The organism is Micromonospora arborensis, from assembly GCF_003205615.1.
GTDB lineage: Bacteria > Actinomycetota > Actinomycetes > Mycobacteriales > Micromonosporaceae > Micromonospora > Micromonospora arborensis.
This window is the reverse complement of sequence record NZ_PYBV01000055.1, coordinates 35,319-52,529: the sequence shown is the minus strand read 5'-3', so window position 1 is coordinate 52,529 and position 17,211 is coordinate 35,319. Positions and strand designations below refer to the sequence as shown.

The 17,211-nt window shown below is 69.1% G+C and carries 11 protein-coding genes; 5 read left to right on the top strand and 6 right to left on the bottom strand.

What is annotated here, in order from left to right:
* Positions 1 to 218: 218 nt before the first annotated feature.
* The 5 genes from C7C45_RS30630 to C7C45_RS30610 are packed head-to-tail and all read right to left on the bottom strand — an operon-like array spanning position 219 to position 6,957.
* On the bottom strand, positions 219 to 1,376 hold the full coding sequence (locus C7C45_RS30630) for an ROK family transcriptional regulator (protein WP_110567976.1): 1,158 nt from the start codon (positions 1,374 to 1,376) through the stop codon (positions 219 to 221).
* The gene (locus C7C45_RS30625; protein WP_110567974.1) at positions 1,373 to 2,212 is read right to left on the bottom strand and encodes a carbohydrate ABC transporter permease; all 840 of its coding nucleotides are present in this window, start codon (positions 2,210 to 2,212) and stop codon (positions 1,373 to 1,375) included. Before C7C45_RS30625 ends, C7C45_RS30630 begins: the two co-directional genes overlap by 4 nt.
* Positions 2,205 to 3,125 (bottom strand): carbohydrate ABC transporter permease, encoded by a 921-nt coding sequence (locus C7C45_RS30620; RefSeq protein WP_110567972.1) that lies wholly within the window; start codon positions 3,123 to 3,125, stop codon positions 2,205 to 2,207. The genes C7C45_RS30625 and C7C45_RS30620 overlap by 8 nt, the downstream gene beginning before the upstream one ends.
* On the bottom strand, positions 3,122 to 4,363 hold the full coding sequence (locus C7C45_RS30615; protein WP_110567970.1) for an ABC transporter substrate-binding protein: 1,242 nt from the start codon (positions 4,361 to 4,363) through the stop codon (positions 3,122 to 3,124). Before C7C45_RS30615 ends, C7C45_RS30620 begins: the two co-directional genes overlap by 4 nt.
* A gap of 59 nt (positions 4,364 to 4,422) precedes the next feature.
* The gene (locus tag C7C45_RS30610) at positions 4,423 to 6,957 is read right to left on the bottom strand and encodes a glycoside hydrolase family 97 catalytic domain-containing protein (protein ID WP_110567968.1); all 2,535 of its coding nucleotides are present in this window, start codon (positions 6,955 to 6,957) and stop codon (positions 4,423 to 4,425) included.
* Between the two features lie 57 nt (positions 6,958 to 7,014).
* Here C7C45_RS30610 and C7C45_RS30605 point away from each other — a divergent pair, with 57 nt between their 5' ends.
* Positions 7,015 to 9,159, top strand: a complete 2,145-nt coding sequence (locus tag C7C45_RS30605; protein ID WP_110567966.1) for an alpha-galactosidase — start codon at positions 7,015 to 7,017, stop codon at positions 9,157 to 9,159.
* Between the two features lie 50 nt (positions 9,160 to 9,209).
* Here C7C45_RS30605 and C7C45_RS30600 read toward each other — a convergent pair whose 3' ends face one another.
* Positions 9,210 to 11,924: a glycoside hydrolase family 97 N-terminal domain-containing protein gene (locus tag C7C45_RS30600; protein ID WP_110567964.1), complete on the bottom strand. Its 2,715-nt coding sequence runs from the start codon at positions 11,922 to 11,924 to the stop codon at positions 9,210 to 9,212.
* Between the two features lie 750 nt (positions 11,925 to 12,674).
* Between C7C45_RS30600 and C7C45_RS30595 the strand changes: the two genes are divergently transcribed.
* The 4 genes from C7C45_RS30595 (at position 12,675) to C7C45_RS30580 (ending at position 16,408) form a co-directional block, all read left to right on the top strand.
* Positions 12,675 to 13,532 (top strand): hypothetical protein, encoded by an 858-nt coding sequence (locus tag C7C45_RS30595; RefSeq protein WP_146247451.1) that lies wholly within the window; start codon positions 12,675 to 12,677, stop codon positions 13,530 to 13,532.
* Between the two features lie 157 nt (positions 13,533 to 13,689).
* Positions 13,690 to 14,538: an ATP-grasp domain-containing protein gene (locus tag C7C45_RS30590; protein ID WP_110567960.1), complete on the top strand. Its 849-nt coding sequence runs from the start codon at positions 13,690 to 13,692 to the stop codon at positions 14,536 to 14,538.
* A 169-nt stretch (positions 14,539 to 14,707) separates the two neighbouring features.
* Positions 14,708 to 15,157: a hypothetical protein gene (locus C7C45_RS30585; protein ID WP_110567958.1), complete on the top strand. Its 450-nt coding sequence runs from the start codon at positions 14,708 to 14,710 to the stop codon at positions 15,155 to 15,157.
* Between the two features lie 261 nt (positions 15,158 to 15,418).
* On the top strand, positions 15,419 to 16,408 hold the full coding sequence (locus C7C45_RS30580) for a hypothetical protein (protein WP_110567956.1): 990 nt from the start codon (positions 15,419 to 15,421) through the stop codon (positions 16,406 to 16,408).
* Positions 16,409 to 17,211 lie beyond the last annotated feature (803 nt).

Here is a 17,211-nt window from a genome sequence, read left to right as displayed (position 1 = left end):
TCCCTCGGCTCCGCCGTCGTCCGGCTCGCCCCACGTCTGCTCCGAGCACGCGGGGCGTCCACATCGGAGACGCAGTTGGTGATGCGGGCTCGCTGCTCCCGCCCGGGAGTGATCGACGTCGGACTCCGCTTCTTCTCGGAACCGCTCCAGCGCTCCGCCCATTTCGACGGATTCGTAAGCCGTGGTCGTCTCAGTGTGACTGGCCGGCAGGTGGCGGGTCAGAGGGATCCGCCTGCCATCTCCTCGATCACGCAGACGGCAGCGCCGCGGGCCCAGTCGTTGAAGGTGTGCGGCGTCAGGACGATGTCGCAGTCGATGGCGGCGCCGAAGGCGTGCTCGGCGAAGGTGGCGCGGAGGCGGTCGGCGTAGAGGTCGTACTCGGTGACGCTCTCGCCAGCGATGATAACGAGTTCCGGTCCGACGAGGTTCACCAGTGCGGCGAGGGCCGCGCCGATCATTTCGCCGGCGGCGGCGAACGCGGCGACTGCATCCGGGTCGCCCCGGCGGGCCAGGTCGAAGACGTCGTCGATGGTGAGGGCCGCCTTACCGGCGGCGGACCGGACCCGATCGACGATGGCTCTGGTGGAGGCGACCGTCTCGACGCACCCGCGTCGCCCGCAGGTGCAGACCAGGTCGCCGGGGGCGAGCGGGAGGTGCCCGATCTCCCCGGAGACGCCGTGCGCACCCTGAACGATGCGCCCGTTGAGGAAGAGGCCGCAGCCGATGCCGGCACCGATCGTCACCACCGCCAGCGTCGCCGCGTCGCGGCCCGCCCCGAACATGTTCTCGGTCAGGGTGAGGGCGCGCACGTCGTTCTCCACCGTCACGGGCGTGCCGGTCAACGCTTGCAGCCGTTCCCGCAGTGGCACGGAGCGCCACCCGAGCAGCGGTGAGTCGCGCACGACGCCCGCAGCGCGGTCGACGTCACCGGAGACCGCCACGCCGATGCCGTCGAGACGGCCGCTCGGGGAGCGGCGGCGCAGCTCGCGGGCGATCTGGTTCATCGCGCGCAGCACCTCGTCCGGCCCTGAGTTCGCGTGACCGGCCTCGACCTGGGCCAAGGGGTCGGCGCCGAGGTCGGTGAGGACGCCGTAGCTGCGGTCCGCGGTGACCTTGATCCCGGCCAGGTACGTCCGGTTACGCACGACGGCGAGCGGACTGATCGGCCGACCGACTCCGTTCTCGGTGCGGGTGAACTCCGATTCCTCGACGAAGCCCGCCGCCATCAGCGGGGTGACCGCCTTGGTGATCATCGCCTGGGACAGGCCGGTGGCCCGGGCGATGTCGACCCGGCCGATCGGTCCGTGGGTGAGGATCCGGCGGAAGACCGCGACGGAGGCGGGGGATCTGACGGGGATGCGTTCGAGGTCGGTCATCCTTTGAGTCCACTCGATGCGATGCCGGCGAAGAACTGTCGCTGCAGGGCGATGAAGATGACGATGAGCGGCAGCGACACGAGCATCGATCCTGCCATGAGAGTCGGATAATCGGTGCCGTACTGCCCCTGCAGGTTTGCCAGGCCGACCGGAAGGGTCATCCTCTCCTTCGACGAGGTCACCACCAGCGGCCAGAGCAGATCGTTCCAGGAGTACAGCGAGGTGAGCAGGGTGAGGGCGGCCAAGGTCGGGCCGGTCATGGGGAGCATGACCTTCCAGAAGATCTGAAACGAGTTGGCGCCGTCGAGCCGGGCGGCCTCCTCGAACTCCGGGGGAATGGCGAGGAAGGCCTGCCGGAGCAGGAACGTGCCGAAAGCGGAGAAGAGGCCGGGCAACGCGATCGCCGGCAGGGTGTCCAGCAGCGCGAAGTCCTTCATGAAGTTGAACTGCGCGATGAGGAACAGCTGGCTGGGTGCCATCAGCATGATCAGGAACAGTGCGAAGATCGCGTCCCGACCGGGGAACGTGAAGCGGGCGAAGCCGTAGGCGGCGAGGGACGCAAGCAGCAACTGTCCGGCGACCCGCAGGACGAGTGCCCCGACTGAGACGACGAAGAGATTGCCGACCGGCAGCGACTCGAAGAACCGGCCGAACGCGTCGAACCCCCAGCCGGACGGGACGATGACCGGCGGCACGGCCCGTGACTCGGGGACGGTCTTGAACGCGGTCAGCACCTGCCAGACGAAGGGGAAGACCATGGCGCCGGCGGCGAGCAGCAGCAGGAGGTGGGCCGGCCACTGACGGTGCCGGGGCGCGCGGCGTGCCTGCTCAGCCATAGAAGACCCACTTCCTCTGCAGCCGGAACTGGACGGCGGTGACAATCATGATCAGGGTCAGCAGCACGATGGCGTTCGCAGCCCCGTAGCCCTGGTCGTACTCGACGAAGGACTGCTGGAAGAACCGGTACACCATCGTCTGGGCGCCGCTCTCCGCAGTGGAGCCCCGTCCGATCATCACGTAGATGAGGTCGAACATCTGCAGCGAGGAAATGATCGACAGGGTGAGCACGAAGAAGATGCTCGGCGACAGCAGCGGCAGGGTCACGGAGACGAACTGCCGCACCGGTCCGGCTCCGTCCATGGACGATGCCTCGAGCAGTTCCTTGGGTACGCCCCGCAGCCCCGCGCCGAGGATGATGATGTTCGTGCCGAGACTCGTCCAGATGCCCACCACCGAGACCGCGTAGATGGCGACTGCCGGGTCCGCCACCCAGTTGGGACCGTCGATGCCGACCAGCCCGAGCGCCTGGTTGAGGATGCCGAACTCGCCGTTATAGATGTAGCGCCAGACCATGCCGACCGCGACGGGCAGCGTCACCACGGGCAGGAAGAACAGCACCCGGTAGAGGTTGTTGAAGCGGTCGACCGAATGGATCAGGGCCGCCAGGACAACGGCGATGGGGATGCCCAGCAGGACGATCGCGGTGTAGGTGGCGCTGTTGCGCAGGGCCAGCCAGAAGTCCGCGTCGCCGGCCAGCCGGCGGTAGTTGTCCAGACCGGTGAAGGTGCTGTCGCCGAACGGCCCGGTCTCGCTGAGGCTGAGCTGGAAGGTGCCCGCCAGCGGCACGATGTAGAGCGCCAGCAGGCCGGCCAGGGCAGGTGCCACGTAGGCCAGGCCGATCAGCGACGGTTTGCGGGGGGTGCGGGAGCGGCGCCTGGCGACGCCGCTCCCGGTCGTGATGGTCGTCATTCCTTGGCGAGCGCTTCGTTCATCTCGCGGGCCAGCTTGCCGGCCGCCTCCGGCACGGACTGCTTGCCCTCCCAGGCGGGAGCGAGGCTGTCCTCCTCGAACTTGTTCCACACCGCGGTGTTGGCCGAGACCGGGTACACGACGCCGTACGGGATCTCGTCGAGGAACGCCTTCAGGTTGAACTCGGGCATCGAGGTGACCCAGGCCTGCTGGGTGTCCTTGTACGCGGGGATCACAGCGCCGGTAGCGGCCTGGATCTTTGCGGCCTCCTCGCCGCCGAGGAAGAGCAGGAACTTCCGGAGCTGTTCCGGGTGCTTGGACTTGGCGTACCCGACGTTCTGGATGCCGTTGATGACGGTGGCACGAGTTTCACCCTTGGGCAGCACGGTCACGTCCACCTTCGACCGCAGGGCGGTGTTCTCGTGGAACCGCTGAGCGTAGAAGGAGCCGCCGTAGTACATGGCGACCTTGCCGTTCTCGAACTGGGCGACGGCCTCGGTGTCGGCCATCTGCTGCAGCGTCGGGGAGTGGCCCTTGCGGACGAAGTCGACCCAGTACTGCAGGCCGGCCTGGGTCTTCGGGTCGTCGTAGCCGGACTTCTTGCCGTCCGATGAGATGACGGACCCGCCGGCCTGGGCGATGGTGTTGTAGAAGCCCTCCTGGCGGTTGAGCGGCGCGGTGATCCCGTACACCCCGGCGCTCTTGTTCGTCAGCTTCGCCGCTGCCGCCTGCACCTCAGCCCAGGTCCAGTCGGCGGTGGGGTGTTTGACGCCGGCGGCGTCGAAGAGCTGCTTGTTGTACCAGAGGCCGATGGTGTCGAAGTCCTTCGGCAGGCCGTAGTGCTTGCCATCCAGGGTGAAGAGGTCGACCAGCGGCTTGGGATAGACGGCCAGGTCAATGTTGGCCTGCTTGATGGCGTCGTCGAGGGGTAGCAGTTGCTTGTTCGACGCGTACGTCTGGAAGCGGTCACCGAGCATCCAGAAGGCGTCCGGGGCGGTGCCGCCCTGGGCGCCGACCTGGAGCTTGGTCCAGTAGTCGGTCCAGGGGTTGACCTGCAGCTTGACCTTGACGTTGGGGTTCTGCGCCTGGAACGCGTCGACCAGCTTCTGCATGGTCTCCTCCTGCGACCAGACGCCGTAGGTCAGGGTGACGGGACCGTCGTCCGCGCTGTCCGTGGACGAACAGCCGGCGACCAGCGCCATCGTCGCCACCATCGCGGCAGCTATCCATTTCCTCATGGGGTTCCTCACTTCGGTGACCGGCGAGCCGGGGGTGGCGGAGTTTGTCGGGTGGGTGGTCAGACCACGAGCCGGGGCTGGATCCAGTCGATGTGCGCCTCGGCCGCGTCGGGTCCGGGGTCGGTACGCAGTTCGAGTCGGGTGGCACCGCCGAGGGGAATCTCGAAGGGGACCGGCGGTTGGCCGCCGCGCAGTTCCCACGTGCCGCGCACGACGCCGTCCACGGTGACGGTGGCGACCGCGACGGCGTGCGGGGTCTCGTCGTCCACGGCGACCGCGCCGGTCAGCAGGCGGGGTCCGCCGGCGAGGGCGAACTCCACGGCAGACCGCTGCGACACCCCGATCCCTTCGGTGTGGCTGACACCGGCGACCGTCAGCGGGCCGCCGTCGCGGGGGTCACCGCCGCCGTTGGCGCGGTCGCGTTCGACCGGCCCGACCTGGTTGCGGCAGGCCAGGAAGGGCAACGCGGACAGCGAGTGGTCACCGGGTGGGAGCGGGACGACGATCCGGGCGTGGGACACGGCCGGAACCCCGTCCTCGGAGCCGGAGATCTCGGCGGTCACCACGGTCATCTCGCCCGGCGCGACTGGATTCGGCGCGTGCACCGTCCACCGCCCGGGGGTCTGCCCGGCGGTGGCGGACCAGCCGGGGGCGAGGCGCAGGGTCGCCTCGGGGTCGGCCACCAGGGTCGCCGTGCCGTCGGCGTCGAGGACGCCCACGGCAGGCGTGATCGTGGGCAACGGGTACGTCGGGCGTGCGGCGGCTCGGAACAGCGGTGTTCCCGCGGGCGCCACGATGGCGGCGAAGCCACCGTTGCGGTGCAGCTCGACCGGAATCGCCGCGCTGGTGACTTCGCGCAGGGTCGTCTCGGCCAGTCCGCCGCCCGAGGCGTCGGTGACGAGCCAGACGTCGACCGGCCCGTCGACCAGACCGGCCAGGGGCAGGGTGATCGCCTCGGGTCCGGTGGCGCTGATCGCGCTGACGAACCAGCGGTCCCCGGCCCGCCGGGCCACCACGGCCCGCTGGTCGGGGTGCCCGGCCAGCAGCCGCGTCTCGTCCCAGGCTGGGGCGACCTCGGCGAGGAAGCGGGCGGCCAGGGGCCGGGCCTCGTACTGCTCCGGGGCGTCGGCGAAGTGGGTGATGCCCGACTCGTAGACGACGCCGAGGGCGAGTTCGTGCGCGTCGCTGGTCTCGCGTTTCGGAGCGCTGAACGTCACCGGGGTGTAGTCCATGGACCCGACGACGTTGCGGGTGAAGGGCTGGATCACGTTGTGCGCGGCGGTAAGCGGGTCGCCGTAGAAGACGTAGTACTCGGCGCCGCGGATCCCCTCGTAGCTGACCACGTGTGGGTGGGTCCTCGCCCAGCCCCGCGGGATGACCGAGCCGTGGAAGTTGACCATCAGCCCGACACGGGCGGTCTCCGCGATGATCGCGTCGTACCAGCGGTAGCGCTCCTGCGACTCCGACTCCATGAAGTCGACCTTGATCCCGGCGACACCCCAGGAGCGCCACAGGGCCAGCTTCGCCAGCGCCTGCGGGCCGTCCAGGTCGGACCAGGAACTCCACAGGTGCACCTGCACCCCGCGGGCGCTGGCGTGCGAGACGAGCTCCGGCACCCAGGTGGGATCCCAGCCGCAGTCCACGAGCACGTGCTCCCAGCCCTGCGCGGCGGCGAAGTCGGTGAACCGTTTTTGGTCCTCGAGGTAGGCGCCGGAGTACTGGCTCGACCACCAGGACCAGGCCGCCCGGCCTGGCCGCGGCGGGGTGCCGGGGCCGGTGGCGGCCGGGGCGAGGTCGTCGACCAGGTGGGAGGCGACGATCTCGGCGAGGTCGCCGACGACGGCGACCCGCCAGGGGGTCCGGTGCCCGGGGTCGACGGCCACCGCGTCGTCGGCGGTCACCACGGCGAAGGCGCCGGCGGCGAACCGTACGTGCGCTCCGGAGCTGCGCCCGTCGATGTCCGACTCGGTCAGCAGTGCGTGGAGGTCGCCGCCGGCGGTCAGCAGGACCGGGAACCCGTAGTCGCCGTCCGTGAGTCGGCTCAGGTCGCAGCCGAACCGCGGGGTCTCGTACCAGGTCTGGTAATCCAACAGCCACGCCCGACCGTCGGGGACCGGGAGGCACCGGGTCAGCTCCTCGCCCAGCACCCCGCCTTCGGGTACGAGGTAGCGGAACGCCACACCGTCGGGCGCGACCCGGACCACCAGCCCCCAGGGCCGCCCGTCCGGGTCGCGCAGGGCGTACGTCGTCTCCAGGTGGTCGACCTGCCCGACGCCGACGGCCTTGCCGGTGTGCCGGCGGTAGCTCTCCCGGACCTGGCGGCGGGTCACGCCGACGACGGTCGAGCCACGACCCAGCCGGACGCCGTCGACGGTCACGCCGAGTTCGATCCGGTCGAGCACCGGTCGGTCGTCGCGGGTCACCGTCAGCGTGAGCGGATCGCCGAGGCGCAGCTCGACGGTGAGCGCGCCGTGGGTGGTCGTGCCATCGGCGGAGGTGACCGCGGCGGGGATGAGGTCCATCGGGTCGTTGTCTTCCTGCGTCGGGCCGATCGCCGGCCGTACGGGGTTGCGGTCAGGGCGGAGCGTAGACATGATTACTTAACGGTGTCAATAAACTCGGCGCAGGTTGCCGGGAAAGGAAGTTCATCCATGGGGAGCCCCTCGTCCGGCCCGGCCCACCTGAGCAACGGCGGAGTCAGCCTGCTGCTGACACCGGACCGGTGGGGCCTGCCGGCGCTCGTGCACTGGGGCGCCGCCCTCGCCGACGACGACGTGCCGGGCCTGCTGGCAACCGACGTCGCCGCGGTGCTCAACAGCTCCCTCGACGCACCCCGGTCCTTCCCGGTGGTCGCCGACCGCCACCACGGCTGGTCCGGCACCCCGGCGGTGCAGTGGGAGGTCGGCGGTGCCACCGGCGGGCCGCTGCACCACATCGGCACCACCACCGACGCCACCACGGCGCGTTTCGAGCTGGCCGACGGCGAGCTGGCCCTGGTCACCGTCGACTACCGGCTCGACTCCGCCGGGGTCCTGCACGCCCGAGCCTCCATCGAGAACCGGAGCACCGACGGCGAGCTGGCCGTCGGAGCGCTGCGCCTGCTGCTCCCCCTGCCGGCCCGCGCCCGCGAGATCCTCGACTTCACCGGCAAGTGGACCGGAGAACGGCGTCCCCAACGACGGCTCGTCGGGGACGGGACCTGGTCCCGGGCATCGCGTCGTGGCCGGCCCGGGCACGACTCCGCGTTCCTGGTGCTGGCCGGGACCCCGGGGTTCGCGTTCCGCACCGGTGAGATCTGGGCCTGCCACCTGGCGTGGAGCGGCAACCAGGAGCAGTTCGTCGAACGGCTACCCGAGGGTGCGGGCGTGCACTCAGCGGTGATCGGTGCCGGCGAACTGCTCGACCTCGTCGAGGTCCGGCTCGCCCCGGGCGAGCGGTACGACAGCCCCGAGGTGCTCTTCGCCTGGAGCGACCAGGGCATCGACGGCGTCACCGACCGGTTCCACCGCAGCGTCCGCAGCCGGCCCGAGCACCCCTCGCCCCCCCGGCCGCTGGTGCTCAACACCTGGGAGGCGGTGTACTTCGACCACGACCTGGACCGCCTCACGGAGCTCGCCAAACGGGCCGCGGACGTCGGGGTGGAGCGGTTCGTCCTGGACGACGGCTGGTTCCGCGGGCGGCGGGGCGATACGGCCGGCCTGGGTGACTGGTTCGTCGACGAGACGGTCTGGCCCGGAGGGCTGCGCGAGCTCAGCGACCGGGTGCACGAGCTGGGAATGCAGTTCGGGCTCTGGTTCGAACCGGAGATGGTCAACCCGAACTCCGACCTGGCCCGCGCGCACCCGCAGTGGCTCTTGGGCGAACTGCCCGACCTGGGCTGGCGGCACCAGTTCGCGCTGGACCTGTCGCAGCCGGAGGTGGTCGCGTACCTCCTCGACCGTATCGACCGCATCGTCACCGACTGCCGGGTCGACTTCATCAAGTGGGACCACAACCGCGACCTGCACGCCTCGCTCCACAGCAGAACGGGCGCGTCCGGGGTGCACGAGCACACGCTCGCGCTATACCGGCTGCTCGACGAGCTGGCCGCCCGGCATCCGGCGCTGGAGGTCGAGAGCTGTGCCAGCGGCGGAGCGCGCGCCGACCTCGGGATCCTGGCGCACACCCAGCGGGTCTGGGCGTCGGACACCAACGATCCCGTGGAACGTCACATGATCCAGCGGTGGACGGCCACTCTGCTGCCGCCGGAGCTTGTCGGCAGCCACGTCGGCCCGGCCGAGGCGCACACCACGCACCGGACAGCGGTGCTGCCCTTCCGGCTGGTCACCGCGCTCTTCGGCCACGCCGGCATCGAGTGGGACCTGCTCTCCTGCGACCCGCACGAGCTGGAGGCCCTGGCTCGGTGGGCGCGGCTCTACCGCGAGCTTCGCCCGCTGCTGCACGGCGGGCGAACGGTGCGCGCCGACGACGTGGACGAGGGCGCGCTGCTGCACGGCGTCGTCGATCCCGACCGCAAGCACGCGGTATACGCGTGGGTGCGCACCGACACGAGCGCCACCGCACACACCCCACGGGTGGCGCTGCCCGGCCTTGATCCGCGCCGGCGCTACCGGGTGCGGATCCGCCCGGAGACCGGACCGGCCAGCCGACACCAGGTCGCCGACCCAGCCTGGCTCACCGAGGCCGAGCAGGGTGTCGTCCTGTCCGGCCGGGTGCTCACCCGTGACGGGGTGCCACTCCCTTTGCTCAACCCGGGCCAGGCGATGCTGCTGGAACTGACCGCCGCCGACGACTGATGGACGCGGCCGGCCCGGTCCGCGCGAGGCGGACCGGGCCGGGCACCCGCCTACTGCCAGACGATGATCCGGTCGATGTCGGGGCTGTAGCCACCGGCCGCGTCGAGGGTGATGGTGTTGGTCCCGGCCGTCAGCGGCAGGCTGAGCGTCCTGGTGCTGACGTCGTTCCGGTCCGCGGTGACCGGGAACGAGACCGTGCGCGGGCTGCCGCCGTTGATCCGGACCTGCACCGTTTGGGGGGTGACGCTGGCGTAGCGGATCTGGACCGTGGTCGAGCCGGCCTGCTGCGCCGTGACGCCGTTGAAGGTGAGCGTCGAGGCGCCGTAGAGGTCGCCCACCTTGGTGCCCGAACACTCCGGCCCGGTGCAGGCGGCGACGGTGGCGGTACCGGTCCGCGAGTTGGCAGGCGACTCGGCCTCGTACGACCGGTGCACGATGATGCGGTCGATGTCCGGCGCGTACCCGCCGGGGTTGCCGATCGTGACGGTGTTGCTGCCGGCAGCCAGGGTGACCGAGACGTCGACGTCCCGCACGATTTCCCAGCCGCTGGGGTTGCCGGCGTTGCCCTTGCCCGAGCGCGGCGGGCTCACCGTCTGGGCGGTCCCGCCATTGACGGCGACGGTGAACGCGCGAGCGTCCTCAGAGAGGTACCCGATCCGCAGCGTGTAGGTGCCGGCCACCGGCGCCTGGACCGCGTTGAACGCCACCGTTCCCCCGTTGCCGAGGAATCCGACCTTCTGTCCGCTGGAGCAGCCCGGGCAGCCGCCGAGCGCCGCGCCACCAGAGCGGGTGTTGCCCGGCGCTTCGGCTTCGATCACCCGGTCGGCGGCTCCGCCGAAGGTCAGGGGCGTCCGGCTGATCTGCACGGCCGCGCCGCCGTGTGCGCGCAGCGGGATGGCCAGCGAGTCCGCCGCGGTCACCAGCCGGGTCTCCGTCGCGATCTGCTGGTCCGTGCCACCGTCCTTGAAAATCGTGGCGGTGTACGTCCCACTGCCGAGGAACGACAACGGGACATTGGTGGTCCGCGCGCCGTCGGTGATCGCACCGATGTACCAGTCCTCTCCCGAACGGCGCGCGAACGTGGCGTAGTTGCCGGGGAACGCCTCCACGAGGCGGCTGTCGTCCCAGACCGTCGGCACGGCCCGCAGGAAGTGCCGCCCGACCCAGGTCTCGTACGCCGCGGCCGAGTCGGCGAAGTGCTGCATGGCGGAGGTGAAGACCACGCTGAGCGCGAGCTGGTGCGCGTGCGTCGTGAGCAGCGCGCTGGTGGAGAAGATCACCGGGGTCATGTCCATGCCGCCGGCCACGTTGCGGGTGAACGGGTACGTCGCGTCATCGGCGGCCGTCGGTGGGCGCCCGTACTTGTACTGCTCGCTGCCGAGGATGCCCTCGGTGGCGATGATGTTCGGGTAGGTGCGGTTCTCTCCGGCCGGCTTGGTGCTGCCGTGGAAGTTCACCAGCAGCCTGGCGGACATCGCGGCCCGGGCGATCCGGTCGTAGAGCGCCATCGTCTCCAGCCGGTCGGACTGCATGAAATCGATCTTGACGCCGGCCACGCCACGGTTTGCGATCGCCTGCATCGCGGCGTTCAACTGATTCTGATTGAAGTAGCTGCCGTCGAGGTTGGTGTAGTCGCCCCGGTTCTTCCAGACGAAGACCTTGATGCCGTGTTTCTTCGCGTACGCGGCGATCGTCTCGACGTCGGTGTTGGCGTCGTTGTAGCAGCAGTCGACGGTGACGTACTGCATGCCCAGCGCCTCGGCCGCGTCGACGTACTGCTTCTGCGACCGCACCATGTCGTCGCCGGCCGCGGCGTTCTCCTCGTTCGACCACCACGACCACAGGGCCTTGCCGGGGGTGATCCAGGAGGTGTCGGTGCCGGCGGAAGGATCGGCGTTCAGGTCGGTGACCAGGCTGCTGGTAGTGACCGTTTCGAGCGACGAATTCGTCACGGCGACCCGCCACGGGGTTGTGAAGGCGCCCGACGTGGGGGCTTGCGTGCCGGTGACCGACGTGTCGAAGACGTTGCCGTCAGGCCCTGGCAACTGCGCCTTCAGGATGCGGTTGCCGTCGCCCTGGGCATCAAGGCGGACCGCCGGGTAGCTCGGGTCGGCGTAGACGTCGGCCTCGGTGAGCAGCAGCCAGGCGGCGTTGTTGCGAAGGCTACCGAGGGTCGGCATGGCGAAGTGGCGGGCGCCCATCGAGGTGGCGGAGACGTACGGGTACCGCTCCTCGTAGTCCCGCGCGCCGCGATAGTCGCTGGCCCACAGACCGGTGCCGGACGGCAGGGCGAAGGTGGTCGCCTCCGCGGTGATGGTGGTGTTTCCGACGCCGCTCACCTCGTACCGGAAGGCGACGCCGTCGTCGTGCGCCTGCACCACGACCCGCAGCTGCGCCGCTCCCCGGTGATAGGTCAGCGTCATCTGGTTCGCGGTCGACGTGACCGGCCCGTCGAACCGCTCGACCAGGGTGTACGACTGGGACACGGTGGTGACGCTCTTGCCGTCGTACGACAGCCCGGTGGACAGGTCGGCCGCCGCGGTCACCACGCCCAGCCGGGACGAGTTGAGGACCGACTGCCCGCCCTGCACGACGCTGTAGGTCAGTGTGCCGTCGTCCTCGTTACGGACGTTGAACGATGTGGCCCCGTCGGGCGAGGTCACGGTGTGCACGGTCAGCGCCGACGCCGGCGTGGCGGCGACCAGGCCCAGGCCGACCGTGAGTGCGAGTATCGCCGGCCAGGCAACCAGACGTGAAGCGTGCATTCGCTCTCCTGATGAATCGACGGCTCGTGATGGTGCGGACCAGTCTGAGGGTGATTAGTTCACATCGTCAAGTATTCAGGTGGGGGTCGTTTTCTCCTGACTGCCAGCCGAGGGAACCGTCGCCCGCGCTAGACGAATCTCACGCCCGGCCGCCGGGAAGCGGCACCGGCTCCGCGCCCGCAAGAGGGGATGCAGGGCGCGGAGCCGGGCCGCGATGCGGGCAGTCGTGCGCACCGCCGGGTGCTGCTCGGCTCGAAGCTGGCGGGTCACTTAAGCGTCGGATTGCGTACGAGGTCATGAGGGCACTCCTTCGCAGGTGAGGGCACACCGGCACGTCGTGGCACTAAACCGGTATGACGCGGCAGCGGCGAGTCAGGCGACGCCCGATGTGGAGGGACACGCAGCGGGTTTGTCGACGACTGCAACCAAGGGATCCGAAGGCGCGCCGCAGGCGGGTCTTAGCCCGTCGGCATCGATGGCCGGCTCGTCGGGCTCCGCACACCTGGGCGGCATAGCAGCTGGACGAGGCCAGCTCTACGACCGACCGTACGCGCCGTTGTGACTACGGACAAGCCACCCGGCGAGGCCGGTCCGATGGCGACCCGCGGTGCTCTGCCCGGAATCCGACAGGCTCGGTCGACCGGCATTGGCATAGATCAGTCGGTGACGTAGGGTATCGAAAGGGTTCCATTTAGTCAGCTATCGCTAGCACCGCAACCGGGTCAACCGGATGAGCGAGGTGGCCGCGACATGGACACCGGCAGACACAATCCTGGTTGCGAGACAGCCCGAGGACACCGCTGCCTCTGCACCCAGTGCGGCGGCAGCCAACATGGCGTGCAGGGTTGGCTCAGCCACGTCGACCAGGACTCTCTGATCCGTCACGGGAGACGGAAGCGCTTCGAGAGCAAACTGGCCTGGACAGAGCATCGTCCGCAGCGCCTGGAGCAGACCCGCCGCAACCAGGAAATCACCGCCGACCTCGCCCGCGTCGACATCGCGGACTGGCTTGCCGCCCCGTCGCCGCCTTCGGCGTCCGAAGACGGCGAGCCCTACCCGACGCCAGCCGAGCAGGTGACAGCGCTTGCCGAGGAAATGACGCGCGGAGCCTGGCGGGACATCGTCACTGAACTCGACCGCGCCACTCCGGACGCAATCAGCGTGAAGCGCGACCTCACCAACCACGTCTGGTGCGATCTCTTCATCGGGCTGGTCCAGGCGATCGAGATGACCCGACGCGGTTTCGACAGCATCCCCAACAAGGTCAAAGCCCTGATCCTGGGTTCGCCACTGCAGGCCGACCGGCCGCACGTCACCGAAGCCGTCATCGGCTTGATCGTCGACAAGGCGTGGCACGGCATCCAGACCGCAGCGTTCGCGGGCGCACCGCTGCTCGACCTCATCTCAAACGAAGAAGCCCTGCGCGCACTACGGATCCTCGCCGTGTTCATCTGCCCCGCACCAGCACAACACCCCGCAGTACGGCAACACGCCCTGAAGCCACTCGGAGAAGACGCCACCAAGATCCTCACCGATCAGACCAAGACCAGACTTGCCGAGCTGTTCACCGACTGGCGAGCCGACGGCGATGTCCCGCCAAGCGGATAGCTGCCCTGAGCCGTGCTCCCTGCGCCCGACGGCGCACTCGTTCAAGACGCGCCCACTCCCTCACGACAATCGGCAGACGCCAGGGCAGCATCATGGTGAGCCGGCCGAGCTGAATATGAGGTGGAGCCTGTTGTCGTAACTCGGGCACGATGCCCGGATGACGCTGCTGGTCCCCGCGAACCCCCTACGGCCCCGCCGGCCCGATGACCACTTCGCGCCCGAAGCCGACGCGGCCCGCGCCGCCGGGATCGACGTCGCGGTGGTCGACCACGATGCGCTGACCCGCGGTGACCCGCACCGCGCGGTCACGGCCGTGCCCGCTGGCGGCGTTGCGGTCTACCGCGGGTGGATGCTTCGCAGCGACCAGTACGCGGCTTTCGCCGACGCCCTCGCCGCCCGTGGCGTGACCCTCCGTACCAGCAGCGACCAGTACCGCCGCGCCCACGAACTCCCCGGCTGGTACCACCAACTCGCCCCGGTCACCCCTACCTCCACCTGGACAACCAGCACGGAGCGGACCGCATTCGACCAGGCCCGCATCCGGCTCGGGACCGGCGCCGCCGTGCTACGCGACTACACGAAGTCGATGAAACACCACTGGCACGAGGCAGCTTTCATCCCCGACCTCACCGACCCCACCACCGCCTGGCAGGTCGCCGCCCGCTTCCTGGAACTCCGCGCCGACGACTTCACCGGCGGCTTCGTCCTGCGCACCTTCGAACACTTCACCACCGCCGAGGTACGCACCTGGTGGATCGGAGGCACCTGCGCACTCGTCGGCGCGCACCCCGACACCCCCAACGACCTCCCACCCACCGGCCTCGACCTCAGCACGCTCACACCACTGGTCGCCGCCCTCGACCTACCCTTCATCACCATCGACCTCGCCCAGCGCGACGACGGAATCTGGCGCGTCATCGAACTCGGCGACGGCCAGGTCAGCGACCGACCCACCACCATCAGCCCCCACGACTTCGTCGCTGCCGTACGCGTAGGCATCCGATGAACCGCGACGGCGCTCCAACAAAGCCTGGTAACCCCTCGACGGCGACCCGAGTGACGGCAGCCTCGCACGACAACCCAATCCATCGCCCGGTCAAAGCTCCGCATGCCCGGATCTCCACGACAGCGTCGGATTGCCTGCACTCATCGCGACAACAAAACGGAGCACGACCATGAAGCTGTCACCCGGAGCCACTGGCTTCAACCCGCTACCCGGCGACCGAGCGGACCTCAAAGCCTTCACCGCCGTCTGCCACCACGCCACCCGCACCATCGACGCAACCGTCACCGGCGTGACTCCTGCCGGCGTCACGCCGAGCTTCCACACGATCCATATCACCCACGCCCAACACCACATCGTGGTGCTGCGGCACACCGCCCTGCCGATCGTCGCCTTTGCGCGTCCGCGAGCTGGCGGTGACATCACCATCACCTTCGTCAACCACCCCGACCTCGCCGCCAGCATCATCAAACTGACCGACGCCCAAGTCCTCGCCGTCGATCAGCTACGAACCCCGCTGTCACAGATTGACCTGAGCGCTCTCGACCCCAGCGAGCACGACCAGATCAGCAATTGGAAGCCCAACACCCTCGGCGAACTGCTGTTCAACTTCTGGGACTGAACACCAATAACCTGAGACCAGGACCAGCCCAAGATCGTCTAGCCGGGCGTGTCACGGATCGATCAACAGCGGTCGCTTTTAAAGACACGCTTGACAGTCTCGTCTCGCCAAATGCTTGCCGGCCAAGCCTTGACTTCGGCTACGCATACACGAGTTGCCGCCGCCGCTCGACCAAAGCCCGAGCGCTGACCGGGAACCGCCCAGCGGCAGGTGTCGTCTGAGCGGTGCACGCTTTATGGGCTTCCGTCTAGAAGGAGCGGTATGCGAGTAGTCGTCAAACGGTTCGTCGTGGTGATGGCTCTGGCCGGACTGGCCGCCTGTGGGGGTGCGCCCACGGCGGCCGAGGCGCCCACTGGCGGGCGGGAGACGCCGCGATCCGCTGCGGTGACCGGCACGCCGACCATCCAATCCGCGTGGACCTCCTGCGCGGTCGACGCCCCAATACAGAACGACGGACGCCCGCTCGCCGCCCTCGCCCTGACCCGCCTGGGAACCGACTTCACGGTGGCGACCGCGGTCCACTGCCAGCTCGAGCCGAAGCGACGCGCCGACGGCGGTGAGGACCTGGTGCTCACCGAGGGCCGAGCCACCGACGTGACCGCGCTTCTAGCCGCACTGCGCCTACCCGACGACACGACCACCGTCGAAGCCTGCACCCTGGAGATGCCCTGGGTGCCGAACCTGCTGTTACTCGACGCGCAAGGCCGATGGACCCGAATAGGTCTACCGGTCAACGCCTGCGGCAAGCCGCGCCCCGAGGTCACGGAAGCGGTGCGAGGCCTGCGCCTGACCACCGTGTCGGAAAAGGTCGTCCGGGAAATCGTGTCAGCCGGAGCGGCCGCCTCCGGATGCAACCAGGAATGGTCAGACGTGCTGGCCACCGAGACCGGGGACCCAAGGCTCCTCCCACGGCCGGGCCGGGTGCCGCTCCCGCCCCAGGTGCGTCTGTGCGTGTACCGGGTGCCGACGCAACAGCAGGGCACGCCCCAACCGGCCGGGACCTTCGAGTACGGGCTACTCCTGCCACAGCACCGGCGCGCAGCCATCGAACAGACGCTGACGACGCTGCGCCCAGCTGAGCAGTGCTCAGACGCCGCAGACCAGTTCGCTGCCCTCCAGGACGCCACAATCACGGGCGACGTGGTCTACGTCGAACTCGACCACTGCCGACGGGTCCTGGCCACACCGCTGTACGGCCCGCCGATCCTCGCCCAAGCCGACGCCGCGCTCATCGAACTGCTCAGCAGGTAGTCGCCCGAGCCAACCCAACGTCGACCTCTCCACCGACTGTCGACGCGATGACTAGTCGCTCCACTGTCGACCGATCAACTCGCGAAGAAGAGGACCAGGGAGTGCCGACGATCCTGCTCGCATCCAGGCTCGTCGGAACAGCCGACGTAGCGACAGTCGGCAACATCTGCAGCGCTTGACGCGGAATCAAGAGACCAAATGCCGCTTCCTCCAGGATGCAGATGAAGCGGCAGGTCAGAGCAGTTAACAGCGAGCAGATCAGCAGCCAACCGTCCGTGCGGTTACCGCCAGGAAAGATCATCCGTTACCGGATGTTACCGCCGTTGCCCGAGAAGATCTTCATCTCCTTAGGTCAATCGGTCGGGACTGCCGGATTCGAACCGACGACCCCTTGACCCCCAGGACGCTTCGTCACACGTCCACGTACGTCACACACGCCATCCCCAAGATCAGGCCGTGCGGTCGACGTCGTGCCGCGCACCATCGCGCAGGCCGTGTGGTCCCTACTTGGTCCCCGACGCTGACACGCTCGATGACCGCAGCGCACGGTTTAGGAAGTGTGGACACGAGCGGAAGCCGCTCGGCAGCGGCCCGGCTTGACCTGCGTCGCCACGCTGGCTGTCACGTCCAGGAGCTGACCGCCGTTGACCCTCGGCTCCCGTCCCATCGGGAACGGAGCGGGCACGCCCTGCCCCCTGCGGTCGCCTGCATTGCTGGCTCTCCTGCTGTACGCGCCTCTCGGATCACTGATCTCCTGCCGGCCCTCGCTCCGGCTGGTCGGGCAGTGGAGTACAGGTGCTTTC

Bases quoted from the DNA above. Each gene is read 5' to 3' on its own strand.
- C7C45_RS30630 (WP_110567976.1), bottom strand. From the start codon at position 1,376: ATGACCGACCTCGAACGCATCCCCGTCAGATCCCCCGCCTCCGTCGCG.
- C7C45_RS30590 (WP_110567960.1), top strand. From the start codon at position 13,690: ATGACGCTGCTGGTCCCCGCGAACCCCCTACGGCCCCGCCGGCCCGAT.
- C7C45_RS30610 (WP_110567968.1), bottom strand. From the start codon at position 6,957: ATGTCTACGCTCCGCCCTGACCGCAACCCCGTACGGCCGGCGATCGGC.
- C7C45_RS30625 (WP_110567974.1), bottom strand. From the start codon at position 2,212: ATGGCTGAGCAGGCACGCCGCGCGCCCCGGCACCGTCAGTGGCCGGCC.
- C7C45_RS30585 (WP_110567958.1), top strand. From the start codon at position 14,708: ATGAAGCTGTCACCCGGAGCCACTGGCTTCAACCCGCTACCCGGCGAC.
- C7C45_RS30600 (WP_110567964.1), bottom strand. From the start codon at position 11,924: ATGCACGCTTCACGTCTGGTTGCCTGGCCGGCGATACTCGCACTCACG.
- C7C45_RS30580 (WP_110567956.1), top strand. From the start codon at position 15,419: ATGCGAGTAGTCGTCAAACGGTTCGTCGTGGTGATGGCTCTGGCCGGA.
- C7C45_RS30605 (WP_110567966.1), top strand. From the start codon at position 7,015: ATGGGGAGCCCCTCGTCCGGCCCGGCCCACCTGAGCAACGGCGGAGTC.
- C7C45_RS30620 (WP_110567972.1), bottom strand. From the start codon at position 3,125: ATGACGACCATCACGACCGGGAGCGGCGTCGCCAGGCGCCGCTCCCGC.
- C7C45_RS30615 (WP_110567970.1), bottom strand. From the start codon at position 4,363: ATGAGGAAATGGATAGCTGCCGCGATGGTGGCGACGATGGCGCTGGTC.
- C7C45_RS30595 (WP_146247451.1), top strand. From the start codon at position 12,675: ATGGACACCGGCAGACACAATCCTGGTTGCGAGACAGCCCGAGGACAC.